The organism is Lysobacter oculi, from assembly GCF_003293695.1.
In the GTDB taxonomy this organism is placed as follows: domain Bacteria; phylum Pseudomonadota; class Gammaproteobacteria; order Xanthomonadales; family Xanthomonadaceae; genus Solilutibacter; species Solilutibacter oculi.
Map to the genome: position 1 here is coordinate 733,083 of NZ_CP029556.1, position 23,677 is coordinate 756,759.

Sequence of the window (23,677 nt, forward strand, 5' to 3'; positions counted from 1 at the left end):
GCGATCCATTCCTTCAGTTCACGGCGGACCGGCGGTGCGCCCGGGGCCATTTGCCCCGCGACGTTCCTGCCCTTCACGCATCTACAGAGATAACGACATGTCCATCGACACCAGCCAGATCATCGAAGACAACAAGCGCGGCACCAACGACACCGGTTCGCCGGAAGTCCAGGTCGCCCTGCTCACCGCGCGCATCGTGCACCTGACCGAGCACTTCAAGACCCACAAGAAGGACCACCACAGCCGTCGTGGCCTGCTCAAGCTGGTCAACCGCCGCCGCAGCCTGCTCGACTACCTGCACCGCAAGGATGCCGTGCGCTACAAGGCCCTGATCCAGAAGCTGGGTCTGCGCCGCTAAGAACACCCCGACCGCGGCGCCCCCAAGCGCCGCGGTTTTGTTTTGACCGCAGTCGCAACACCGCATCATCCCAAGCAACACGCGCGCCGCACGGGCAGGGGCCCGGCGGTTCATCACGCAAGAGACACCAAGGAACAGACGTGGCAAAAATCACCAAGAGCTTCCCGTTCGGCGGCAAGACCGTCACCCTCGAAACCGGCGAAATCGCCCGCCAGGCTGGCGGCGCGGTCATGGTTTCCTGCGACGGCACCGTCGTGCTCGCCTCCGCCGTTGCCGCCAAGTCGGCGCGCGAGGGCCAGGACTTCTTCCCGCTGACTGTCGACTACCAGGAAAAGTTCTACGCCGGTGGCCGCATCCCGGGTGGCTTCTTCAAGCGTGAAGGCCGGCCGACCGAGAAGGAAACGCTGATCAGCCGCCTGATCGACCGTCCGATCCGCCCGCTGTTCCCCGAGGACTACAAGAACGAAGTGCAGATCATCTGCACCCTGATGTCGCTGAATCCGGAAGTGGAAGGCGACATGCTGGCGATGATCGGCGCGTCCGCCGCGCTGGCGCTGGCCGGCACCCCGTTCCAGGGCCCGATCGCCGCCGCCAAGGTCGGCTACAAGAACGGCCAGTATCTGCTCAACGCCGGCGTCGAGGCGATGAAGGATTCCGAGCTTGAACTCGTCGTCGCCGGTACCAGGGACGCCGTGCTGATGGTCGAATCCGAAGCCAAGGAGCTGTCGGAAGACGTGATGCTCGGCGCCGTCATGGCAGGCCATCGCGAACTGCAGGCCGCCATCAGCGCGATCAACGAAATGGTCGCCGAAGCCGGCGTCAAGCCGTCCACGTGGGAAGCTCCGGCCAAGAACGAAGGCATGATCAATGAGCTGGTCGGCACCATCGGCGACAAGCTGAAGGGCGCCTTCGCCATCATCGACAAGCTGGACCGCCGCGACGCGATCAACGTGCTGCGCAAGGATATCGCCGACCACCTGTCGCCGAAGGTCGAGGCCGAAGGCTGGAAGATCGCCGACCTGTTCAAGGAATTCGGTGAGCAGGAATACCAGACCATGCGCCAGTCGGTGCTCAGCACCAAGAAGCGCATCGACGGCCGCGGCCTGACCGACGTCCGCCCGATCACCTGCAAGGTCGGCGTGCTGCCGCGCGTGCACGGCTCGGCGCTGTTCACCCGTGGCGAGACGCAGGCGCTGGTCATCACCACGCTGGGCACCGCCCGCGACGGCCAGATCATCGATGACGTGGCCGGCGAGTGGAAGGAAAACTTCCTGTTCCATTACAACTTCCCGCCCTATTCGGTGGGTGAGACCGGCCGTTTCGGTGCGCCGAAGCGTCGCGAAATCGGCCACGGCCGCCTCGCCAAGCGCGGCGTGCTGGCGATGATGCCGACCCTCGAGAAGTTCCCGTACACCGTGCGCGTGGTGTCCGAGATCACCGAGTCGAACGGTTCGTCGTCAATGGCGTCGGTCTGCGGTTCCTCGCTGGCGCTGATGGATGCCGGCGTGCCGGTCAAGGCCCCGGTGGCGGGCATCGCCATGGGCCTGGTGAAGGAAGGCAACGACTTCGTCGTGCTGTCCGACATCCTGGGTGACGAAGACCACCTCGGCGACATGGACTTCAAGGTGGCCGGTTCCGAGAACGGCATCACCGCGCTGCAGATGGACATCAAGATCCAGGGCATCACCGAGGAAATCATGAAGGTGGCGCTGGCGCAGGCGAAGGACGGCCGCCTGCACATCCTGGGCGAGATGGCCAAGGCCATGACCGCGCCGCGCGAGGAGCTCTCCGAGTTCGCGCCGCGCCTGCTGACCATCAAGATCCACCCGGACAAGATCCGCGAAGTGATCGGCAAGGGCGGTGCCACGATCCAGGGCATCACCAAGGAAACCGGCACCCAGATCGACATTCAGGACGACGGCACCATCACCATCGCTTCGGTGAACAACGCCGCCGCGCTGGCCGCCAAGGCGCGCATCGAGCAGATCACCAGCGACGTCGAGCCGGGCCGTATCTACGAAGGCAAGGTCGCCAAGATCATGGACTTCGGTGCGTTCGTGACCATCCTGCCGGGCAAGGACGGCCTGGTGCACGTCTCGCAGATCTCCAACGAGCGCGTCGAGAAGGTCAGCGACAAGCTCAAGGAAGGCGACGTGGTCAAGGTCAAGGTGCTGGAAGTCGACAAGCAGGGCCGCATCCGCCTGTCGATGAAGGCCGTGGAAGAAGGCGAAGGCATTTCGCCGGAAGCCTGATCGGTTCCGCATCGCTGCAAGGGAAACGGGCCTTCGGGCCCGTTTTTCGTTGGCGGGGTGGATGCACAGGCGTCGCGCATCGCGGGCCGGCCATGCCCCTACAATCATCGGCACTCATGCAGCTGGCGGGCGGGATGCTGGACAAGCAGCAATATCGGATGTTGTCGGAGTTCCGCCATGCGATGGCCGGCTTCCTCCAGTTCAGCCAGCAGACCACGCATGCGGCGGGCCTGACGCCCGCGCAGTACCAGATGCTGCTGCACCTGCAGGGCTTTCCGGGCCGTGACTGGGCGACGATCAGCGAACTGGCCGAGCGCATGCAGGCCAGCCATCCGGCCACCGCCGCGCTGGTGAAACGCGCGCAGCAGATCGGCTTGGTGACCAAGCAACGCGGGCGTGAGGACGGGCGCTGCGTGGAGATCCACGCCACGCCGCATGCCCGTGAATTGATCGCGCGGGTGGCGGGCAGCCATGCGGACGAACTCGCGCGCTTGCGCGGCGTGTTTGCCGCGGCGACATCGATCCGCCCGGCGAAGCGCTGAGCCGCCTCAGCTTTCCTCGAACAATCCCGGTTGCGGGTCGGCGTCGCGGTCGACGAAGCCGGACAGCCCGACCCCCACCAGCCGGTAACGCGTGTGTACCGGCAACGCCACGCGCTCGCGCAGGCCGCTCGCACGTTCGCGCAACATGGCTTCGCTCTGTGGCGGCACCGGCAAGGTGAGGCTGCGGGTGAGCGTGCGGAAGTCGGAAGTCTTGAGCTTCAACACCACGATGCGTGCCAGCCGCTGCGGATGCACGGCGAGTTCGCGCTGGTAGCCGGCCCAGGTCTTCGCCGCGAGTATTTCGATGTGCGGCGCCAGCGCTTCCAGCGGCAGGTCTTCGGCGAAGGTGTCTTCGCTGGAGATCTGCAAGGTCGCGCGCTCGCTGCAGACCACGCGTTCGTCGATGCCGTGGGCGAGTTCATGAAGCCGCATCCCCCATCGCCCGAATTCCGCCTGCAGGAACTCGGGCGATGTGGCGCGGACATCGGCGCAGGTTTCCAGGCCGAAGGCTTTCAGCCGCTCGCTGGTCACCCGGCCGACGCCCGGCAGGCGGGCCAGCGGCAAGGGCGCGAGGAATGCATCGACCTGGTGCGGCTTGAGCACGAACTGGCCGTCGGGCTTGTTCCAGTCGCTGGCGATCTTGGCGAGGAATTTGTTGGGCGCGATGCCGGCCGAGGCGGTGAGCGATGTCTCCTCGCGGATCGCGGCGCGGATGTCGAGCGCGATCGCGGTGGCGCTGCCGAGATCGTGCTTGGGCGAAGTGACATCGAGATAGGCTTCGTCGAGCGAGAGTGGCTCGATGAGATCGGTATGGCGTGCGAAGATCTCGCGGACCTGCCGCGATACCGCCTTGTAGCGGCTGAAATCCGGCGGCACGAAGACGGCATCCGGGCAGAGGCGTTCCGCACGCATCGCCGGCATCGCCGAACGCACGCCGAAGGTGCGCGCCTCGTAGCTGGCCGCGCACACCACCGAGCGCGCACCGCGCCAGGCCACGACCACCGGGCGGCCACGCAGGGCGGGATCATCGCGCTGCTCGACCGACGCATAGAACGCGTCCATGTCGACGTGGATGATCTTGCGTTGCGCGGCCATGCGCCATTGTCGCGCGCATGGCAGTGGTCCGCGACTTCACTGCGGTGGCGCGCGGTTTCTGGCAGTCTTCCCGCATCCATGACGAGGCCCGCGATGAACGCGACGAAAAAGCGCCATTTCTCGATGCTCCGTGATTTCCACCTGGCCGACTGGTTCACGCTGGCCAATGCGTTCTGCGGCACCGGCGCGATCTTCGCGGCGATGCGCTTCCTGCAGGACGGCGTGGTGCGCGACCTGCTGATCGGCATGGCGCTGATCCCGCTGGCTTTCATCTTCGATGCGCTTGATGGCCGCATCGCGCGCTGGCGCAAGGTCGCATCCACGCTGGGCCGCGAGCTGGATTCGCTGGCCGATGTCATTTCGTTCGGTGTCGCGCCCGCCGCGCTCGCATATGCCTGCGGCATGCAGGGCGGTTGGGACTGGATCGTGCTGAGCTACTTCGTCGGCTGCGGCGTGAGCCGGTTGGCGCGCTACAACGTGACCGCCGAGCAGCTCTCCGGCGACGAGGGCAAGGTCAAGTATTTCGAAGGTACGCCGATCCCCACCAGCCTGGCGCTGGTCGTGGTGCTCGCCGTGGCCACCATGCAGGGCGCGATCGGTCCCGCGCTGTGGGGCGGCGTGATGCAACTGGGGCCGTGGCAGTTCCACCCGCTGGTGCTGATCTTCGCGCTGTCCGGCTCGTTGATGATCAGCAAGACCTTGCGCATTCCCAAGCCCTGAACGCGTCGGGCGCGTAAAGCCTGCGTGCTAGCATCGGGCGGCACACAGGAGGCGCCATGGCGACGCAGGATTGGAGCGGGGACTTCGATGCCCTCGCGCGGCAGTACTGGAACGGCTGGAACGAGATGATGCGGCAGGCAGCCGGTGCGCAGGCCGCGCCGGCATCCCCGTTCGCGGGCATGGGGCAGGGGTTTGTGATGCCGGGTTTCGGCGCGCCGGCCTTCGCCCAACCCGCTTGGCCGGGCGCGATGCCGGGCATGGGCGGCTGGCAGGATGCGCTGTCGCAGTGGAGCCGCATCGCGCAATCGATGGGCGGGCAGCGTCCGCCGGATCTCGCCGATACCGTCGAAGCCACGCTCGGCCGCTTCCAGCAGCAGTCCGGCGACTGGTATGGCCGCATGCAGCAGCTGGCGGGCCAGTATGCCGGTCAGGCGGTGGACGCGGGCGAGATCGCCGCGCGCTGGAAAGAGATGTTGGAAAGCCAGGGCGACGGTGCGTGGCTGGAGATGTTCCGTGGCATGCAGTCGCCGAACATGCACGGCTTCGACGCGTGGTACGAGGCGGTGCAGCCGATGCTCGCCGGCTGGCGCAGCGAGGCGCGTGGCTGGCTGGGCCTGCCGACCTTCGGGTTGGCGCGCGAACACCAGGAGCGCCTGCAGAAGCTGATGCAGGCGCAGCTCGACTACCAGGACACGATGTCGGCGCACAACGCGATGCTGTCGAAGTCAGCGCAGGCGGCTTACGCCAACTTCGAGAAGAAGCTCGCTGAACACGAGATGCCGGGGCTGGAGATCACCAGCGCCCGTGCGTTGTTCGACCTGTGGATCGATGCGGCGGAAGACGCCTTCGCCGACATGGCGCTGTCGCCCGACTACCGCGAGACCTATGGCGCGATGGTCAATGCACAGATGCGCCTGCGCAACGATGTGCAGAAGGAGATCGAGCAGGCCACCGGTCTGCTCGGTATGCCGACGCGCACCGAGATCGAGGCGGCGCATCGCAAGATCGCCGAGCTTGAGCGGCTGGTGCGGCGGATGGCGCGGGGCGATGCGGCATCGGCTTCCACCGCGCGTTCGGCGGAAGCACCGGCAGCGCCGCGTCGCGCACCGACGCGCAGGGCGGCGCCGATGCCGGCGTCGAAGCCGGCATCGAAACCCGCCACGAAGAAGGCGACGAAGAAGGCCGCTGTCCGCAAGCCCGCGGTCAAGAAAACGGCGAAGAAAGCCGCGCCGAAAAAGACCGCCCGCAAGACCGTGAAACGGAGCCGCTGACATGCCCAGCCCGCTGAAGCTCACGCCCGAGGAACTCGCGCAGGAAGCGTTGCGCATGCAGTCCAAGCTGGCCGCGGGGCTGGAAACCCTGCGCGAGGTGGACAATTTCGATTACGGCTCAACCGCCAAGCAGGAAGTCTGGCGCGACGGCAAAACCGTGCTGTACCGCTTCGTGGGCGCGAAGGCGCCGACCGCGCGGGTGCCGATCCTGGTCAGCTACGCGCTGGTCAACCGCCCGTACATGATCGACCTGCAGGACAACCGTTCGCTGGTGCGCGGCCTGCTGGAGCGCGGCGAGGACGTCTACGTGCTGGACTGGGGCTACCCGGACCGTTCCGACCGCTACCTCGACCTTGAGGACTACGTGCAGCGCTTCATCGGTGGCGCGGTCGACCACCTGCGCGCGGCGCATGGCGTGTCGGCGGTCAACGTGCTCGGCATCTGCCAGGGCGGCGTGCTGGCGCTGTGCTATTCGGCGCTCAACGCGGACAAGGTGCGCAACCTCATCACCATGGTCACGCCGGTCGATTTCCAGACCTCGGACAACATGCTGTCCAACTGGACGCGCGGGCTGGATGTGGATCTGTTCGTCGACACGCTGGGCAACGTGCCGGCGGACCTGATGAACTGGTCCTACCTGATGCTCAAGCCCTTCCGCCTCAACCTGCAGAAGTACGTGGGCATGGTCGACATCATGGATGACGCCAAGGCGATGGAGGATTTCCTGCGGATGGAGAAGTGGATCTTCGACTCGCCCGACCAGGCCGGTGAAGCCTTCCGCCAGTTCATCAAGCAGTTCTACCAGGGCAACGGTTTCGTCAATGGCGGCGTGCGGATTGGTGATGAAGAGGTCGACCTCGGCTTCGTCGACATGCCGGTGCTCAACATCTACGCCGAGCAGGACCATCTGGTGCCGCCGGGTGCGTCGCGCGCGATGAAGGATCTCATCGGCACCGACGACTACACCGAGCTGAGCTTCCGCGGCGGGCACATCGGCATCTACGTGTCGAGCCGTGCGCAGAAGGAAGTGCCGGACACCATCCACGACTGGCTGCGGAAACGCTGATGCGTCGCGCGTCGATCCTCGGGGCCGCGCTCGTGCTGCTGGCCCTGGCCGGTTGCGACCTGCTGCCGGCCTCCAAGCCCGAATTCAAGTTGCAGAACACCCATGCGCCGGGCTCCGCGCTGCATGACTCCACGCAGCTCTTCATCGACGGCTTCAACAACGATCCGGAACTGCAGCAGCACTTTGCCGAGACGTTCTCGAAAGACGGCATGTACGCCGAGATGCCGCGGGCCATTTCGCGCGGGGCCCAGTCGCTGGATGCCGCCACCGTGCAGGACGCGGTGGGCGGGATGAAGCGTGCGATCACCAGCCTGGAACCGGCCGACTGCGCCGCGTTTTTCCGCCCCGAGAGCCAGCGCGTGATCGGGATGGGCGAACGCATGCAGCGCGGCTTCGAGAAGGTGCCGCCCAAACATCATGCCGCGCTGATGCGCTACTACCTGGCCGCGCTGAAAGCCGAAGCGACCAACGCGCCGCGCGTGCGCATCGACCCGCAGGTGCGCGAGCAGGCCTTCCAGCATCTGACGATGCAGTACACCGGCCCGGCCGCCGAGCGCATCAACCGGGTGATGTCGTATCCGGCCGGCGCCAGCGACGAGGACCTGTGCTGGATGGGCAACAGCCTGTTGAACGGGATGGAAAAGCTGGGCGACCGCGAGCGCGAAGCCGCCACGCGGACCCTGCTGGGGCATTGAATTCCCGCGCCATGACCCCGATGCTGCGGACATGACGACGAGGAAATCCCCGATGGGCGGCGACACCCGCTTCACCCGCGCCCGCAGCGACCGGATGATCGCCGGCGTGATGGGTGGCATCGCGCGCCGGCTGGGCTGGGATGCCAACCTGCTGCGCATCGTCTTCGTGATGGTCTCGGTGCTGTCGGCGGCGTTCCCGGGGATCGTGGTCTACCTGATCCTGTGGCTGCTGATGCCGCAGGGCAACGACTGAGCGCGATGCCGCGCTGGCTCGTCATCGCCCTGCATGGGCTGGGTGCGGTGTGGACCCTGCCGAACACGCTGGCGGGGTTGCTGGTCGGGGCCGTCGGCCTGCCGTTCGGTGCGCGGCCGCGCTGGTCGCGGTTGGAAATGGCCATCGTCTTCGATCTTTGGCCATGGGGGGCGGGCGGGGCGATGACCATTGGCAACTGCATCATCAACACCGATGACAGCCTGGATTCGCAATGCCTGACCTACGCGCACCGCGCCGGCCACCACGAGGAGCCGCAGGTGCGCCTGGGCGACCACGAACGCGCGCACGTCTACCAGTACATGCTGCTCGGGCCGCTGTTCCTGCCGCTGTACCTGTTGTTGGGCGGGGTCAGCGTGCGCAATCCGCTGGAACGTGCGGCGGACCGTTACGCGCATGCGGGGAAGGGCTGGTGGCCCTGGGGTGGCGAGGGGCGGTGTTGAGGTTATTGGCGTGAGTGGCACCTGAAATGAAAAACCGCCCTTGCAGGCGGTTTTCTTTTTCTGGTGCCGGGGGTGGGACTCGAACCCACACGATGTTTAGTCGGCGGATTTTGAATCCGCTGCGTCTACCAATTCCGCCACTCCGGCGCGGGCGGCAAGTATAGCGGTACGACGCGGGCCGTTCACCCTTGACGCGCGTGGCGACGCGTTCATCGTCACGCCAGGCGGGTTGTCTCCGGCGCGGGTTCGAGTCATCTCTTCGGCACCATGCAATAGACCGCCCTTCGGCGGTCTTTCGTTTTCAGCGGATGTGTCGATGCCGCGACTGCTGCTTTCGACCCTAAGCCGCCGCATCCAGCTGCAACTGCCGCTCCACCTGCCGATGCCAGCCGTCGCCGATCTCGCCCGCGTCCGCGAAGATGCAGCAGCAGGTCATCGGCTCGGCGTAGATGTGCAGGGACACGGCGACATCGCGATCACTGGCGTTGCGGATGGCGTGGTACTCGTGCGGCGGGATCAGGCTGCCGGCCGAGCCCGTCCCGGCGATCAGCGTGCCAACCTCGACGAAACGGAACGCTTCGTCGCGTCGCTCCGCCAGGTCGTACTGGGTGATTTCCAGTTGCCCGGACCAGACGCCTTCGACGCACCACATGCCGGCGTGGTCGTGGATCGGCGTGCCCTGGCTCGGGCCCCAGGTCATCGCCACGATCGCGTAGCCATGTTCGGCGCTGCGATGCACCTCGCGGCGGGCGTAGTGGCCGGGCACGGTCCGGTAGACGCAGGCCGGCAACTGCACCTCGCCGGCGCGCATCAGCTCGCACAGGTTCTGGCGCAGCCGCTGGACCACGGCATTGCAGCCGCCGAGCGCCACGGCTTCGTCCACGGCGGCGATCAGCCGGTCACGGCCGGGGAAATCGCGCAGGGAAGTGCAGTCGTCCTGGTTCATGGGGTGGATGTTAGCGGCTCCACGGGCCGGGCCGCATTACGCGGGCGTATGGAGTTCGGCGAGGAAATCGCCCACCGCCGGCCCGAATCGCTCGATGTCCACCAGGAAGGCGTCGTGGCCCTGCGGCGAAGGCATGGCGACGAAGCGTGCATCGGCCCCGCCACGGCGCAGGCCTTCGGCGATCTCCTGCTGCTGTTCCAGCGGGAACAGCAGGTCGGTCTCGACGCCGATCACCAGCGCCTTCTCCACCTGCAACGCGGCGAGCGCATCAAGGGCGTCGATGTGGCGGTCGCCGCAGCGCTGGCTGGCGGATTCGCCGATGTCGAACCGGTCCATCGCCCGGCCCAGGTACAGATAGCAGTTGGGATCGAAGCGGCGCACGAAGCGCAGCGCGTGGTTCTCCAGATAGCCTTCCACCTCGAATTCGGCGGCGAAGGGCACGTCGTCGTCGCGCGCCTCCGGGTCCAGCCGGATGCGCCCGAAGCGGCCATCCCATTCCATCGCCGAGCGGTAGGTGATGACGCCCAGCTTGCGTGCGATGCGCATGCCGGATTCCGGGTAGGCGTCGTCGTCGTACGCTCCGTTGTTCCAGCGCGGGTCGAGCCGGATCGCCTCGCGCTGCAGCGAGCGGATGGCGATGGAGAACGGCAGCGCGCGTGCCGCGCCGGAGATGTCGATGAGGTGCCGCGTCAGGCCCGGATGCCGCGCCAGCATCGACAGCGCCGTCATCCCGCCCATCGAATTGCCGAGGACGCAGGCCAGTTGCTTGATGCCGAGATGGCGGACGACGTGGGCGGCGGCATCCGCGCAGTCTTCGACGGCGAGTTCGGGGAAGCCGAGGCGGTACGGCGCGCCGGTCGCCGGGTCGATGGACGCCGGCCCGGTCGAGCCCTTGCAGCTGCCCAGCGTGTTGACGCAGATGACGAACCAGCGGTCGGTGTCGATCGGCTTGCCGGGGCCGAGCATGCGTTCCCACCAGCCCGGCTCGGGGTTGCCGGCGTGGCTGGCGGCGTGGGCGTCGGGCGAGAGGCCGGTGTGGATCAATATGGCGTTGCCGGCGCGGTCGTCGAGCGTGCCCCAGGTCTGGTAGGCCATGCGCGCGCCGTGCAGCACGCCGTGTTTCATGGCGAAGGGCGAGGGCAGGTCGACGAATTGCGTGGCGGGCGGGATGAACTCGCTCATGGCATCGGTCCGGATGCGGGCTTACTCGCCGCCGATCACCAGCGTGACCGGGCCCTTGGCCGGCAGGCTGACCTTGACCGTGGCGGAATCCAGATCGCCCGGCTCACGGTCGGCCGAGCCGCTGAGCGACAGGCGGGCGCTGATTTCGGCCTCTTTCAGCGCGGACAGCTTGGCGGTGGGCATCAGGCTGTCGGCATCGGACAGGGTGATGTCGAGCGGCAGCGCATCGACCGGGTGCTTCTGTACCGCGACCGGCACCGGCGGCCCGCCGGCGGCGCGGGCGATGACGAAGACCCGCGCCTGCGGCGAGGCCTGCAGGCGTTCCAGCAGCATCGGCGACAGCGACACGCGCACCGACAACGCACCGGCGGCGGCTTCGTGCTTGGGCGCGGTGATCGGCGCGAGGCCGGCTTCGGCGCGGGCTTCGTTGACCTGGGTGAGCAGGACTTCGACGGTCTTGGGATCCACGGTCGCGAGCAGCGGCGCCCAGGTTTCCGCCGCCTGTGCCGGCTGGCCGGCCTGGCGCTGGCTGATGCCGAGGAACCAGCGGGCGCGCTGGTGCTTCGGGTCCACGGCGAGCGCCTGCTTCAGCTGGGCCACGGCGGCTTCGTCGAAGTGATGACCGGCGTTGGCCAATGCGCGGGCTTCGGCGGCTTCGGTGAGGATGTCGGCGTCGCGCGGGGCGCGCTTGGCGGCCTCGGCGTAGGCGCGGGCGGCGTCGGCCGGTTTTTCTTCCGCCGTGTAGGCGCGACCGAGCAGGCGCCAGCCTTCCGCGTCCTCCGGGCTGTTGGCCAACTTGCGTTCCAGCTGGGCGCGGGCTTCGGCCAGGGTTTCCGGCGCGCGGACCATCGTCGGGTCGAGCGCATCCGGCGTGCCGTACTGCAGGTAGAGCGCGGTGCTGCCAGCGACCACGATGGCGGCCACGGCGGCGGCCACGCGCGGGCTGCGGCCCAGCAGCGGGCGCAGCACGGCGTAAAGGACCAGCACCAGCAACAGCGCGGCGGCGAAGAGGAAAAGCGTCATCACCACTCCTGTCTGTCATCGACCGGCACCGGCGCGCGGCGCGAACCGCGACGCACCAGCACGAAGACCAGCCCGCCACCGATCAGCACCAGCGCCAGCGGCGCGAACCAGAGCAGCAGCGTCTGGCCTTCAAGGCGCGGCTTGTAGAGGACGAACTCGCCGTAGCGGGCGACCATGAAGTCGCGGATCTCGGCGTCGGTCTTGCCCTGGCGCATCAGCGCGAGGACTTCGTTGCGCAGGTCGCGGGCGATCTCGGCGTTGGAATCGGCGAGCGACTGGTTCTGGCACATCACGCAACGCAGCTCGTGGGTGAGCTGGCGGAAGCGGGCTTCCTCGAAGCCGTCGCGGAACACCGGCGGGGCGACATCCCCCTTCACCTGGGCCAGGCCGGCGAGCGGCAGCCACAGGCACAGCAGGAAAACCGCGAGCGTCCTGCGCATCAGCGCTTCGCCTCGAGCTGGGCGAGCCGCGGTTCCAGCTCCTTGCGGATGAGCTCGGGCGTGAGCACGCCGACGTGCTTCCAGACGATCATCCCGTTGCCGTCGATCAGGAAGGTTTCCGGCGCGCCGTAGATGCCGAAGTCGAGCGCGGTGCGGCCTTCGATGTCCTGCAGCACCATGAAATACGGGTTGCCGAGCTGCTCCAGCCAGCGCTTGGCGTCTTCCGGCTCGTCCTTCCAGTTGTAGCCGATGACGCGCACGCGCTTGGTTTCGGCGAAGGCGCTCAGCGCCGGGTGTTCGTCGCGGCAGGCCACGCACCAGCTGCCCCAGACGTTGAGCACGAAGGGCGCGCCCTTGAGCTCTTTCAGCGTGACCGTGCGGGTGGGATCGAACAGTTCCGGCAGCGCGAATTCCGGCGCGGCCTTGCCGATCAAGGGCGAGGGCAGGGCGTCACGGTCGGGCTTGCGGCTCATCCAGACGCCGGCGGCGAGCAGTGCGGCCAGCGCGATGAAGATGGCGAGGGGGAGCCAGCGTTTGGCGCTCATGCGTTCTTCTCCTCCTGGTAACGGCGGAAGCGGCGGTCGGCGGCGGTCACGAAGCCGCCCAGCGCGATGAGGATGGCGGCCAGCCAGATGAAGCCCATCATCGGTTTGCTGTGCACGCGCACCGCCCAGCTGCCATCGCCCAGCGATTCGCCCAGTGCCACGTAGCGGTCACGCAGCAGGCTGGATTCGACTGCCGCTTCGGTCATCACCTGCCCGCCGCTGGCGTAGCTGCGCTTTTCGGGGTGCAGGGTGGTCAGCGTGCGGCCGTCGCGCAACAGGGTGACGGTACCGATATCGGCGGTGTAGTTGGGGCCGGCTTCGCGCTCGACGCCATCGAAGCGGTAATCGTCGCCGTGCAGGGTGAGCACCTGGCCGGGTGCCAGCGCGACTTCGCGCTGCTCGTTGAGCGCGGCATTGGTCAACGAGCCGGCCACGAACAACGCCACGCCGAAGTGCGCCAGCGCCATGCCGGCCATCTCGCGGGTCATGCGGCCGGATTTGCGCAGCCGTTGCCAGGTGAAATACAGCGTGCCGAACGCCACCCACAGCGCCGCCGCGATGCCGATGCCGGTCTTGAGCGCGCCCTGCGGCGCCAGCCACCAGGCGACGGCGCCGCCGGCCAGCGCCAGCAGCGCCCACGGCAGCAGCATCGCGATGACCGGACGCGCCTGCTCGCGCTGCCAGCGCACCAGCGGGCCGAACGGCAGCAGCATCACCACCGGCGTCATCAACAGCACGAACATCAGCGAGAAATACGGCGGGCCGACCGAAATCTTGCCCAGGTCCAGCGCGTCGGCCAGCATCGGGTAGAGCGTGCCGACCAGCACCATTGCGCCGGCCACGGTCAGCAGCAGGTTGTTGAGCAGCAGCAGGGTCTCGCGCGAGAACGGCGCGAACGGGCGCGCTTCCGGCGTGGCGCCGGGCGCACGCAGCGCATAGAGCGTGAGCGAGCCACCGATCACCACGCCGAGGAATACCAGGATGAAGAGGCCGCGGCCCGGATCGGCGGCGAAGGCGTGCACGCTGGTGATCGCGCCCGAACGGACCAGGAAGGTGCCGAGCAGCGACAGCGAGAACGCGGCGATGGCCAGCAGCAGCGTCCAGCTGGCGAAGCTGCCGCGCTTTTCGGTCACCGCCTGCGAGTGGATCAGCGCGGCGCCGATCAGCCACGGCATGAAGCTGGCGTTCTCGACCGGGTCCCAGAACCACCAGCCACCCCAGCCCAGCTCGTAATAGGCCCACCAGCTGCCCAGCCCGATGCCGAGTGTCAGGAAGCCCCAGGCGACATTGGTCCACGGCCGCGTCCAGCGCTGCCAGCGCACATCCACGCGGCCATCCAGCAGGGCGGCGATGGCGAAGGCGAACGGCACCGAGAACCCGACGTAGCCCAGGTAGAGGATCGGCGGGTGCAGGATCATGCCCGGGTCCTGCAACAGCGGGTTCAGGTCGCGGCCCTCGGCGGCGGCCGGCAGCAGGCGTTCGAACGGGTCGCTGGTGAACAGCAGCATCGCCAGGAAGCCGATCGCCACGATGCCCAGCACGCCCAGCACGCGGGCCACCACATCCAGCGGCAGTTGGCGGGAAAACGCCGCGACCGCCGCCGTCCAGCCGGCCAGCACCAGCAGCCACAGCAGCAGCGAGCCCTCGTGCGCGCCCCAGACCGCGGTGTAGCGGTAGATCAGCGGCAGCAGCGAATTGCTGTTCTCGGCCACGTATTGCAGCGAGCGGTCCTGCACCACGAAGGCATGGGTGAGGACGATGAAGGCGAAGGCGATCAGCCCCAGCTGCGCGAAGGCCGCCGGGCGTGCCACCGACATCCAGTCGGCGCGGCCGCGATGTGCTCCGATGAGCGGGATGACCGACTGGATCAGCGCCACCCATAGCGCCAGGTTCAGCGCGAAATGGCCCAGTTCGCCCAGCATCAGGGCGTGGCCGCCGGTGCGGGCTTGGCGTCATCCACCCCGTGCTTCTGGTGCGCCGCGCCCATCTTGTCGGCGACTTCCTTCGGCATGTACGTCTCGTCGTGCTTGGCCAGCACCTGCTCGGCGACGAACACGTCGCCCTTCATCGCGCCGGTGGCGATCACCGCCTGCTTCTCGCGGAACAGGTCGGGGAGGATGCCGGTATAGACCACCGGCAAACGGGCATCGCCGTCATCGACCACGAAATGCGCTTCCATCGAACCGGTCGCGCGCTTGAACGAATGCTCGGCCACCATCCCGCCCAGGCGGAAACGCGCCTTGCCGCCGGCTTCGCCGCGCAGCACTTCGCTGGGCGTGTAGAGGTAGGCGACGTTGCGCTGCAGCGCCATCGACAACAGGGTGATGGCGAGCGCGGCGGCGGCCACGATCAGCAGCACGACCATCAGGCGGCGCTTGCGGGTGGGGTTCATCGGGTTTCTCCTTGGCCGGCGCGGGCGGCACGGCGGCGCGCCAGCATCAGCGCGTTGCGGCGGGCGCGGGCGATGGCCAGCTTCGGGGCCAGCCAGTCCCACAGCAGCATCACCGCGAAGACCACGTAGGCGGCGATGACGTAGTCGCGATAGCTCATGCGCGGCCCTCCGCGTCGCGGCGGACCCAGTCCTTGCCGGCCTCGCGCGCCAGGTTGTCGGCGCGGGCGCGGGCCAGCAGCGAACCGACGAACCAGACATGCGTGCCGATCACCATGGCCCAGAGCGGCGCCTGCATCGACGGATCCATCGACGACTGGCCGAACATCTTGATCGTCTGGCCCTGGTGCAGCGAGTTCCACCACACCACGGAATAGCGGATCACCGGCAGCAGCACAACGCCCACGACCGCGAGCAGGCCGGCGGCACGCGCGGCGGCGCGGCGGTCCTCGATGGCGGCATACAGGCCGATCACGCCGAGGTACATGAAAAGGAGGATGAGTTCGGTGGTCAGGCGCGGGTCCCAGTCCCACCAGGTGCCCCACATCGGCTTGCCCCAGATCGCGCCGGTGACCAGCGTGACGAGGGTGAAGGCGGCGCCGGGCGCGGCGCAGGCCATGGCCAGGATCTCGCACAGCTTGATCCGCCAGATCAGCGCGATGGCCGAATAGATGGCCATGCCGGCAAAGATGCCCATGCTCATCCAGGCGGCGGGCACGTGGATGTAGAGGATGCGGAAGCTGTCGCCCTGCTGGTAGTCGGAGGGCACGTTGAACAGCGCGCCCCAGAGCCCGTAGAGCATGATCGCCAGCCCGATGCCGTAGCACCACGGCGCCCAGCGCGCGGCGAAGCGGTCGAAGTAGGGGGGCGAGCCGAGTTGGTGGAACCAGCGGACGAGGGGATTCATTGAACGGATCGGGCAGGGGCCGCGAGACTCGGCGGCCGGGCGCGGCAGGCCGCGTCGTCAGGGGGCCAAGGATAACAGCCGTGCCGATGGGCCGGCGGTGGGCGGCATCCCAAGTAACGACGCCCGCGCGGTGAGGCGCGGGCGTCGCGTGGCAGAGCCGGACGTCTTACTTGACGGTCAGCGTGCCGTTCATCAGGGCCGAGTGGCCCGGGAAGGTGCAGAAGAAGTTGAAGCCGCCGGCGGCGATCTTCGAGACTTCGAACTTGACCGAGGTGGTCTCGCCGCCACCGACCATGCCGCTGTGGGCGATGATGCGGGTGTCGCCGGCCTTGACGTGGTCGGGCTGCACGGTGGCGCCGTCAGCGGCCACGCCGTTCATGTCGGCAGCCGAAGCGACGACCACGTTATGGCCCATCGCGGCGACCGGCATCTTGCCGGTGTGCTTCAGGTTGATGGTGAACTCGGTGCAGGACTTCGGCACGTCGATGTTCTTGACGTTGTACTGCATGGCGTCGTTGCCTTCGAGGTCGAAGGAGCACTCGCCAGCGGCCGGGGCGGCGGCGGTGTCGGTCGCGGCGGCATCGGCGGCCGGAGCGGCGGCTTCGGCGGCGGGCGCGGCTTCCGGAGCCGGGGCGGCTTCGGCGGCGGGGGCTTCGGCAGCCGGTTCGGCCGGCTTGTTGCAGGCGGTCAGGGCCAGCAGGATGGAAGCGGCCAACAGGGTCGAACGAATCTTCATCACACACTCCATGGATGGGTTGGGGACATGTCGTTGCCGGCATGACTGGCCTATTTTCGCGCACTTTGCGTTAGGAAACAGTTGCCACGGTTGATTTGGCTCAAGCCGGGCGGATTTCGCCCGCGCTCACTCGCCGGTCAGGGCGATCCGCAAGGCGGCGGCGGCGGCCAGCGGGGCGAGGATGGCGGCGGCGGCCAGCCCCGCGCCGAGCATGAGGATGGCACCCGAGGCATCCAGCCCCTGCGCATCCGCCACCACCGCGCCGGCACCGAACACCAGCACCGGCACGTACAGCGGCAGGGCCAGCAGCGCCAGCAGGATGCCCGCACGCCGCATGCCCACGGTCAGCGCCGCCACCACCGCGCCGAGCAGGCTGAGCAGCGGCGTGCCCAGCGCCAGCGAGGCCATCAGCAGCGGCAGTTGCGCGCGCGGCAGGTGCATGAGTTCGGCCAGCAGCGGCACCGCGACGAGCACCGGCAGCGCGGTGGTCAGCCAGTGGCCGAGCACGCGGACCGCCACCAGCCACGACAGCGGCACCGGCGCCAGCAGCCACTGGTCGAGGGAGCCGTCTTCGGCGTCGCTGCGGAACAGCGTGTCGAGCGCCAGCATCCCCGACAGCAGCACGGCCAGCCACAGCACGGCGGGCGCGACCTTGGCCAACAGGTTGCCGTCGCCGCCCAGCCCGAGCGCGAACAGCACCACCACCAGCAGCGCGAACAGCGCGGGCTGGAAGGCATCGCCGCGACGCCGCCAGAGCAGGCGCAGGTCGCGCAGCAACAAAGCGCGTGCAGCGGCGATCACGCGAGCGGCTCCAGCGGGGCGCGCGTCATCACCAGTTCGCGGGTGCGGACCGGCGGGGCGGCGTACGCGCCATGCGTGGTGACCAGGGTGGCGCCGCCGTCATCGAGGTGGCCGACGATGAGCTGGTTCACCAGCGCGATGCCGTCCAGGTCCAGGTTGGCGTAGGGCTCGTCGAGCAGCCACAGCGGCGCCGGCGACAGCCACATCCGCGCCAGCGACAGGCGCTTCTTCTGCCCGGCCGAGAGCGTGCGCGCCGGGCTGTCCTCGTAGCCGGCCAGGCCGACGCGCGACATCGCCGCCTCGTAGCCGCGCCCGTCGCGACGCCCGTGCAGGGCGCAGAGGAATTCCAGATTCTCCATCGCCGACAGATCGGCCTTGAACGCCGGCAGGTGGCCCAGGTAGGCGATGGCGCGGGCGCGTGATTCGCGGTCGGCGCCGTGGCCGGTGACTTCAAGCCGGCCTTCGTCGGCACGCAGCAGGCCGGCGAGGATGCGCAGCAGCGTGGTCTTGCCGACGCCGTTGTCGCCGCGGACCAGCAGCGCTTCGCCGGCTTCGACCTCGAAATCCAGCGGCCCGAACAACCGTTCCTCGTTGCGCGAGAACGCAAGGCCATGCACGGCGAGCAGGGGCGGTGAAGGCGGGGAAGACAGCACGATGCGGGCGTTTGTGGCGATGCGGCATCTTACCCGTCGCCGCGTACACTGGCCCGTCCCCACACTCGTCATGCGCGCGATGCAGAGCAAGCTCCCCAAGGTCGGCACCACCATCTTCACTGTCATGTCGCAGCTGGCCGCGCAGCACGGCGCGGTCAATCTGGGCCAGGGCTTCCCCGATTTCCCGGTGCCCGAGCGGCTGATCGACGCGCTGGACCGCGCGATGCGCGCCGGCCACAACCAGTACGCGATGATGACCGGCACGCCCGCGCTGCGGCAGGCCATCGCCGCCAAGACCGAGCGCTGCTACGGCTATCGCCCCGACGCCGATGCCGAGATCACCGTGGCCAGCGGTGCGTCGGAAGCGATCTTCGACGCGGTCCACGCGGTGGTGCGAGCGGGCGAGGAAGTCATCGTCCTCGACCCCTGCTACGACTGCTACGAGCCGGCGATCGACCTGGCCGGCGCGCGCGCCGTGCACGTGCCGCTGGATGCCGAGACCTTCGCGCCCGACTGGCAGAAGGTGCGCGATGCGGTGACGCCGAAGACCCGCATGCTCATCGTCAACACGCCGCACAATCCGTCCGGCGCGATGCTCGACGCCGCCGACATGCGCGAGATCATCGACATCGTGCAGCAGCACGGCCTGTACCTGATCTCCGACGAGGTCTACGAGCACATCGTCTACGACGGCGCCCGCCACGAATCCGCCCTGTACTACCCGGAGCTGCGCGAGCGCGCCTTCGTCATCTCGAGTTTCGGCAAGACCTACCACTGCACCGGCTGGAAGGTCGGTTACGCCATCGCGCCGCCGGCCCTGAGCGCCGAGCTTCGCAAGGTCCACCAATACAACACGTTCTGCACGTTCAACCCGGCGCAGGCGGCCTTCGCCGAGATGATCGAGGCCGAACCCGAGCATTACGAGGAACTCGGCGCCTTCTACCAAGACAAGCGCGACCGCTTCCGCGAACAGCTGCTGGGCACCCGCTTCCGCCCGCTGGCGGTGCCGGGCGGCTATTTCCAGCTGGTCGACTATTCCGCGGTCAGCGATCTGGACGATGTCGAATTCAGCCGCTGGCTCACCATCGAGCATGGCGTCACCGGCATCCCGCTGTCGCCGTTCTACGAGACCCCGCCGGCCGGCCAGCGCCTGCTGCGGCTGTGCTTCGCCAAGAACGAGGCGACGCTTGATGCCGGCATCGAGCGGCTGGCGCGGCTCTGAACCGCCGCGGCGCCGGGCCCGGAAAGTCGGGCCGGGTGCAGCAAGCCGGGCGTAGTCTGGGCCGCACATCGAACTTATGGCGCCCTATGGCGTCAAAATCCGCATGAAAACCGTCAATCTGTTCGCGTTCGCCATTGCCCTGGCCGTCACCGGCCTGCTGGCATGGTTCGCACTGCGGCCGCCGCACCCCGCGCCGGCCCCCACGGAGGCTACGAAGATGAGCGCGGATGCGCAGGTGATCGTGTTCGGCATGGGCTGTTTCTGGGGCGCCGAGAAGCGCATGGGCGCGATTGACGGCGTGCTGGATGTCGAATCCGGCTACGCTAACGGCGATGCGCCCAAGGTCGGCTACGAGGACGTGCTGGGCCTGGAACGCGAGATCAAGCGCGGCCGCAGCCAGGCCCGCAACCATGCCGAAGTGGTGAAGGTCACCTTCGACCCGAAGCGCGTGGAGCTGGCGACGATCCTCGCCGCGTTCTGGGAGAACCACGACCCGACCCAGGCCGACGGGCAGGGCAACGACATCGGCACCAACTATCGAAGCGCCATCTACACCACCTCGCCGGCCCAACGCGTGCTGGCCGAACAGACCCGCGACATCTACCAGGCCGCGCTGACCCGCGCCGGCTTCGGGCGCATCGTCACCGAGATCGCGCCGCTCTCGCACTACAACCGCGCCGAGGAAGACCACCAGGACTACCTCGCCAAGAACCCGAACGGCTACTGCGGGCTGGGCGGCACCGGGGTGAAGTACGCGATGGCGGGCGCGGGCGGCGCCGGCCATCAACCGCTCGATCCGGCCACGTTGGACGCCGCGCGCCAGCTGGTGGTCTTCGAAGCCGAGACCTGCGCCTACTGCGAGAAGTTCAAGGCCGACGTGCTGTCGAAGTGGACGTCGGATGTCGCGGTGGCCACCACGCTGTCACCGCAGCCGCCGACCGGCTGGACGCTGGACAAGCCGCTGCTGGCGACGCCGACGATGGTGCTGTTCGAACAGGGCCGTGAAGTCGCGCGCTACACCGGCTACAACGGCGATGCCAAGGCGTTCTGGAAGTGGCTCGGCTTCCACCTGCTGACGCCGGAGCAGCAGCGCATCGCCTTCGAGCAGGGCACCGAGCGCCCGGGCAGCGGCGCGCACCTGTACGAGAAGCGCCCAGGCACCTATTTCGACCCGATCAGCGGCGCCGCGCTGTTCCGCTCCGACACCAAGTTCGACAGCGCCTGCGGCTGGCCGAGCTTCTTCGACCCGATGCCCGGCGCGCTGGAAATGCGCGAGGACAACAGCCATGGCATGCATCGCGTGGAAGTGGTCAGCGCGAGTTCCGGCATCCACCTCGGCCATGTGTTCGACGACGGCCCGCCGCCGACCGGCAAGCGCTATTGCATCAACGGCAACGTGCTGAAATTCGTGCCCGATACGGAGAAGAAGTGAATGGGTGATCTGCGCGTCTCGCTGGTGCAGGGCGACACCCGCTGGCACGACCCGGCGGCCAACCGCGAGTACTACGGCGGGCTGATCGCGCCGCTGCACGGCCGCACCGACCTCATCATCCTGCCGGAGACCTTCACCAGCGGCTTCTCCAACGATGCGGTGAGCCGCGCCGAAGGCATGGACGGCGAGACCGTCGCGTGGATGCGCGAGCAGGCGGCGAAACTCGATGCCGCGATCATCGGCAGCGTGCAGTTGAAGGTGGGCGATGCGGTCTACAACCGGCTCATCTTCGCCACGCCCGATGGCGGCCTGCAGCATTACGACAAGCGCCATCTCTTCACCTTTGCCGGTGAACACGAGCGCTACGCCGCCGGCAGCGATCGTCTGAGCGTGGACTGGCGTGGCTGGCGGATCTGCCCGCTGGTCTGCTACGACCTGCGCTTCCCGGTGTTCGCGCGCAACCGTTTCGATGTCGAACGCGAAGGCGCGCCGGACTACGACCTGCTGGTTTTCGTGGCCAACTGGCCGGCGGCACGTGCGTATCCGTGGAAGACGCTGCTGCGGGCGCGGGCCATCGAGAACCTCTGCTACGTGGCCGGCGTGAACCGCGTCGGCACCGATGGCAACGGACTGGATTACGCCGGCGACAGCGCGGTCATCGACTTCCTCGGCCACCCGGTGAGCGAGGACGGCCCGGCGGAACTGGTGACCACCACCACGCTGCAGGCAGACGAATTGCGGAAGCATCGCGAGCGGTTCCCGGCGATGCGCGACGCGGACGCCTTCGAGCTGCGCTGAGGCTCAATCGCGGCAGACGAACTCGCCGGCTTCCGGCGTGAGGCGGTAGAAGGCCATCTTGCGGTAGCTCCAGCGGTGGCAGCTGCCATCGGCGGTGAGCATCCACGCATGAGTCGATGCCCTGCCGGAGAGTCCGCGCAGCGACGTCCACAAGGTCCGGGTCGAATACGCTTCGGCGCCGGCCTCGCGCAGCGCGGCATGCATGGCGTAGCTGCGGACCATTTCGCCGGAGAACAGCGGCAGCCAGACGAAGGCTGCGAGCAGCATCCAGCGGCTGGCGAGCACGGGGAAGCGCGGCGCCCACCGAAGCGACATCCCCAACCCAATGGCGAACAGCAGCACGGTCAGCACGAAGACGCGCATCGCGAACGCCGGGAACACCACTGACAGCGCGACCCCGAAGAACGGCATCGCCAGCGGGCAGACCCATTGCATCGTGCCGGCGGTGAGGCCGTAGGCCAGCGCCACCTGCAGCGCATAGGCGAAGTGCAGGCAGAGCAGTTGGCCGCACAGGCTGCGTGCGGTCGTGGCGCGGCTTGGGGCGCGCGCATCCCGGTCATCCATCGACATCCCTGTATCCCGTGGCTGGAAGCGTGCGGGCAGGGTGGGCGGTGCGTGCGTGGGGAGGATGCGGCGCCGGTGCGCTGCGGGTGAAGCGGACTATTTGGCCGCTGCGATGGCCGGCGTGATGCAGGCCGGCACCGGATAGCGATGCGCGTCGATGCCGTCGCGGGTGGCGATGATCGGGCGCTGGCGGGCATCCAGCCAGGGCAGGTCGCGCGGCCACCACGGCGCGGTCGCATCGCCCGGTTCCCACGGCACGCCGGGGCGCGGCGTGGCGATGTTCACACCCTGGCAGGCGGCGGCCGCCAGCGTGCGTTCGCCGGGTTCGGTCCAGCCGTGCGGGGCCAGGTTGAACAGCGCCCAATGCACCGGGATGAAGGTACGTCCGCGCACCCAGCGATGTGCCAGCACCGCCTGTTCCGGGCCGGCGTGCCAGTCCGGCCACTGCCAGTTGTACTGGCCGGACTCGATCAGGGTGACGTCGAACGGGCCGAAACGGCGGCCGATCTCCTGCATCGCGTCGAGCAGACCGGTGTCGCCGGAATACCAGGCGCGATGCTTCGGCCCGACCAGCGCGTAGCCGGCCCAGAGCACGCGGTTGCGCTGCGGGTTGACGCGGCCGGTGGCGTGGCGCGCCGGCGTGGCGACGATGCGTACATCGCCCAGCTGCGTGTCTTCCCACCAGTCGAGTTCGGTGATGCGCTCCGGCGGGATGCCCCAGCGCTCCAGGTGCGCGCCGATGCCGAGCGGCACGATGAAACGCGTCTTCCAGTCGCGCATGGCGCGGATGGTCGGCATGTCCAGGTGGTCGTAGTGGTCGTGCGAGATGACCACAGCGTCCACGTCGCGCAGGGCGTCCAGCGGCAGCAGCGGCTTGAACCAGCGCGAGACGCCGATCCACAGCGGCGTGGCGGTCTGGCTCCAGATCGGGTCGATCAGCACGCGCGCGCCGTCGATCTCCACCAGCGCGCTGGAATGTCCGAACCAGGTCACGCGCAGGCCGTCGCGCACCGGCGCGGCCAGCCGCGCGGCGCTGTCGTGGACCATCGGGAAGCTGGCGTCGGTGGGGTCGGGCGGGGGCTTGAAGCCGGCTTCGGCGGTCGGCGCGTGGTCATCGCGGCCCACCACGCCAAAGCCGCTCCACATCGCCTGCGGGTTGACGAAGCGGTCGCCCTGCCACTGCGGCGAGCGCTGCATGCGCGCCAGCCGCTCGCCCGAAGGCGTGCCGCCAAAGCCCGGCGCAAAGCTGATCACCGCCCAGACCAGCGCGGCGAAAACAAGCACACCGAGGGCGATCCGGCGCAGCCAGCGCCAGAGCGTCTTCAT

27 protein-coding genes and 1 tRNA gene are annotated in these 23,677 nt (G+C 68.3%); 12 read left to right on the plus strand and 16 right to left on the minus strand.

Features of this window, described 5'->3' with window-relative positions:
* Positions 1–97: 97 nt before the first annotated feature.
* From rpsO to DCD74_RS03550, 3 genes are all read left to right on the plus strand, one after another.
* Complete coding sequence (gene rpsO / locus DCD74_RS03540; protein WP_112926099.1) at positions 98–358, plus strand: 30S ribosomal protein S15; 261 nt, start codon at positions 98–100, stop codon at positions 356–358.
* 140 nt (positions 359–498) lie between these two features.
* Positions 499–2,610 carry a polyribonucleotide nucleotidyltransferase gene (pnp, locus tag DCD74_RS03545; RefSeq protein ID WP_112926100.1) on the plus strand — a complete coding sequence of 704 codons (2,112 nt, stop codon included), beginning with the start codon at positions 499–501 and terminating at the stop codon, positions 2,608–2,610.
* A 92-nt stretch (positions 2,611–2,702) separates the two neighbouring features.
* Complete coding sequence (locus DCD74_RS03550; protein WP_112926101.1) at positions 2,703–3,152, plus strand: MarR family winged helix-turn-helix transcriptional regulator; 450 nt, start codon at positions 2,703–2,705, stop codon at positions 3,150–3,152.
* 6 nt (positions 3,153–3,158) lie between these two features.
* Here the strand turns inward: DCD74_RS03550 and dinB are convergent, their stop codons facing one another.
* Positions 3,159–4,247 carry a DNA polymerase IV gene (gene dinB / locus DCD74_RS03555; protein ID WP_112926102.1) on the minus strand — a complete coding sequence of 363 codons (1,089 nt, stop codon included), beginning with the start codon at positions 4,245–4,247 and terminating at the stop codon, positions 3,159–3,161.
* A gap of 93 nt (positions 4,248–4,340) precedes the next feature.
* Here dinB and DCD74_RS03560 point away from each other — a divergent pair, with 93 nt between their 5' ends.
* From DCD74_RS03560 to DCD74_RS03585, 6 genes are read left to right on the plus strand one after another with little or no spacing between them, the layout of a single operon-like run.
* Positions 4,341–4,967, plus strand: a complete 627-nt coding sequence (locus tag DCD74_RS03560) for a CDP-alcohol phosphatidyltransferase family protein (RefSeq protein WP_112926103.1) — start codon at positions 4,341–4,343, stop codon at positions 4,965–4,967.
* Between the two features lie 56 nt (positions 4,968–5,023).
* Positions 5,024–6,238, plus strand: coding sequence for a class III poly(R)-hydroxyalkanoic acid synthase subunit PhaE (gene phaE / locus DCD74_RS03565; RefSeq protein WP_112926104.1), 1,215 nt, complete (start codon positions 5,024–5,026; stop codon positions 6,236–6,238).
* Position 6,239: 1 nt separating this feature from the next.
* Positions 6,240–7,304: a class III poly(R)-hydroxyalkanoic acid synthase subunit PhaC gene (locus DCD74_RS03570; RefSeq protein WP_112926105.1), complete on the plus strand. Its 1,065-nt coding sequence runs from the start codon at positions 6,240–6,242 to the stop codon at positions 7,302–7,304.
* Complete coding sequence (locus tag DCD74_RS03575) at positions 7,304–7,999, plus strand: hypothetical protein (RefSeq protein ID WP_112926106.1); 696 nt, start codon at positions 7,304–7,306, stop codon at positions 7,997–7,999. Before DCD74_RS03570 ends, DCD74_RS03575 begins: the two co-directional genes overlap by 1 nt.
* A 52-nt stretch (positions 8,000–8,051) precedes the next feature.
* Entirely contained in the window at positions 8,052–8,252 is a 201-nt protein-coding gene (locus DCD74_RS03580; RefSeq protein ID WP_112926107.1) for a PspC domain-containing protein, read from the plus strand.
* A gap of 5 nt (positions 8,253–8,257) precedes the next feature.
* Entirely contained in the window at positions 8,258–8,713 is a 456-nt protein-coding gene (locus tag DCD74_RS03585; RefSeq protein ID WP_112926108.1) for a hypothetical protein, read from the plus strand.
* Between the two features lie 61 nt (positions 8,714–8,774).
* Here the strand turns inward: DCD74_RS03585 and DCD74_RS03590 are convergent.
* From DCD74_RS03590 to ccmA, 13 genes are all read right to left on the minus strand, one after another.
* A tRNA-Leu gene (locus DCD74_RS03590) sits at positions 8,775–8,860 on the minus strand.
* Positions 8,861–9,053: 193 nt separating this feature from the next.
* Positions 9,054–9,659, minus strand: coding sequence for a cysteine dioxygenase family protein (locus DCD74_RS03595; protein WP_112926109.1), 606 nt, complete (start codon positions 9,657–9,659; stop codon positions 9,054–9,056).
* A 36-nt stretch (positions 9,660–9,695) separates the two neighbouring features.
* Positions 9,696–10,841 carry a homoserine O-acetyltransferase MetX gene (gene metX / locus DCD74_RS03600; RefSeq protein ID WP_112926110.1) on the minus strand — a complete coding sequence of 382 codons (1,146 nt, stop codon included), beginning with the start codon at positions 10,839–10,841 and terminating at the stop codon, positions 9,696–9,698.
* A gap of 21 nt (positions 10,842–10,862) precedes the next feature.
* Positions 10,863–11,864: a tetratricopeptide repeat protein gene (locus tag DCD74_RS03605; RefSeq protein ID WP_112926111.1), complete on the minus strand. Its 1,002-nt coding sequence runs from the start codon at positions 11,862–11,864 to the stop codon at positions 10,863–10,865.
* Positions 11,864–12,304, minus strand: coding sequence for a cytochrome c-type biogenesis protein (locus DCD74_RS03610; protein ID WP_112926112.1), 441 nt, complete (start codon positions 12,302–12,304; stop codon positions 11,864–11,866). Before DCD74_RS03610 ends, DCD74_RS03605 begins: the two co-directional genes overlap by 1 nt.
* Positions 12,304–12,849, minus strand: a complete 546-nt coding sequence (locus tag DCD74_RS03615; RefSeq protein ID WP_112926113.1) for a DsbE family thiol:disulfide interchange protein — start codon at positions 12,847–12,849, stop codon at positions 12,304–12,306. The genes DCD74_RS03610 and DCD74_RS03615 overlap by 1 nt, the downstream gene beginning before the upstream one ends.
* Entirely contained in the window at positions 12,846–14,771 is a 1,926-nt protein-coding gene (locus DCD74_RS03620; protein WP_112926114.1) for a heme lyase CcmF/NrfE family subunit, read from the minus strand. The genes DCD74_RS03615 and DCD74_RS03620 overlap by 4 nt, the downstream gene beginning before the upstream one ends.
* Positions 14,771–15,241, minus strand: a complete 471-nt coding sequence (ccmE, locus tag DCD74_RS03625) for a cytochrome c maturation protein CcmE (RefSeq protein WP_112926115.1) — start codon at positions 15,239–15,241, stop codon at positions 14,771–14,773. Before ccmE ends, DCD74_RS03620 begins: the two co-directional genes overlap by 1 nt.
* Positions 15,238–15,399: a heme exporter protein CcmD gene (locus tag DCD74_RS03630; protein ID WP_112926116.1), complete on the minus strand. Its 162-nt coding sequence runs from the start codon at positions 15,397–15,399 to the stop codon at positions 15,238–15,240. The genes ccmE and DCD74_RS03630 overlap by 4 nt, the downstream gene beginning before the upstream one ends.
* The gene (gene ccmC, locus DCD74_RS03635) at positions 15,396–16,145 is read right to left on the minus strand and encodes a heme ABC transporter permease CcmC (RefSeq protein WP_112926117.1); all 750 of its coding nucleotides are present in this window, start codon (positions 16,143–16,145) and stop codon (positions 15,396–15,398) included. The genes DCD74_RS03630 and ccmC overlap by 4 nt, the downstream gene beginning before the upstream one ends.
* Before the next feature lie 166 nt (positions 16,146–16,311).
* Positions 16,312–16,881, minus strand: a complete 570-nt coding sequence (gene azu, locus DCD74_RS03640; protein WP_112926118.1) for an azurin — start codon at positions 16,879–16,881, stop codon at positions 16,312–16,314.
* A 126-nt stretch (positions 16,882–17,007) separates the two neighbouring features.
* A complete protein-coding gene (gene ccmB / locus DCD74_RS03645) occupies positions 17,008–17,682 on the minus strand; it encodes a heme exporter protein CcmB (RefSeq protein ID WP_112926119.1) in 675 nt (224 codons plus the stop codon).
* On the minus strand, positions 17,679–18,332 hold the full coding sequence (gene ccmA, locus DCD74_RS03650; protein ID WP_237049686.1) for a heme ABC exporter ATP-binding protein CcmA: 654 nt from the start codon (positions 18,330–18,332) through the stop codon (positions 17,679–17,681). Before ccmA ends, ccmB begins: the two co-directional genes overlap by 4 nt.
* Positions 18,333–18,414: 82 nt before the next feature.
* On the opposite strand from ccmA, the gene DCD74_RS03655 reads away from it, so the two are divergent.
* The 3 genes from DCD74_RS03655 (at position 18,415) to DCD74_RS03665 (ending at position 21,787) form a co-directional block, all read left to right on the plus strand.
* A complete protein-coding gene (locus tag DCD74_RS03655; protein ID WP_112926121.1) occupies positions 18,415–19,557 on the plus strand; it encodes a pyridoxal phosphate-dependent aminotransferase in 1,143 nt (380 codons plus the stop codon).
* A 103-nt stretch (positions 19,558–19,660) separates the two neighbouring features.
* Positions 19,661–20,989: a peptide-methionine (S)-S-oxide reductase MsrA gene (gene msrA / locus DCD74_RS03660; RefSeq protein WP_217424282.1), complete on the plus strand. Its 1,329-nt coding sequence runs from the start codon at positions 19,661–19,663 to the stop codon at positions 20,987–20,989.
* Positions 20,990–21,787, plus strand: a complete 798-nt coding sequence (locus DCD74_RS03665; protein WP_112926122.1) for an amidohydrolase — start codon at positions 20,990–20,992, stop codon at positions 21,785–21,787.
* Positions 21,788–21,790: 3 nt separating this feature from the next.
* Here the strand turns inward: DCD74_RS03665 and DCD74_RS03670 are convergent, their stop codons facing one another.
* Both DCD74_RS03670 and DCD74_RS03675 read right to left on the minus strand, forming a co-directional pair.
* Positions 21,791–22,357, minus strand: a complete 567-nt coding sequence (locus DCD74_RS03670; protein ID WP_112926123.1) for a hypothetical protein — start codon at positions 22,355–22,357, stop codon at positions 21,791–21,793.
* Between the two features lie 90 nt (positions 22,358–22,447).
* A complete protein-coding gene (locus DCD74_RS03675; protein ID WP_112926124.1) occupies positions 22,448–23,677 on the minus strand; it encodes an MBL fold metallo-hydrolase in 1,230 nt (409 codons plus the stop codon).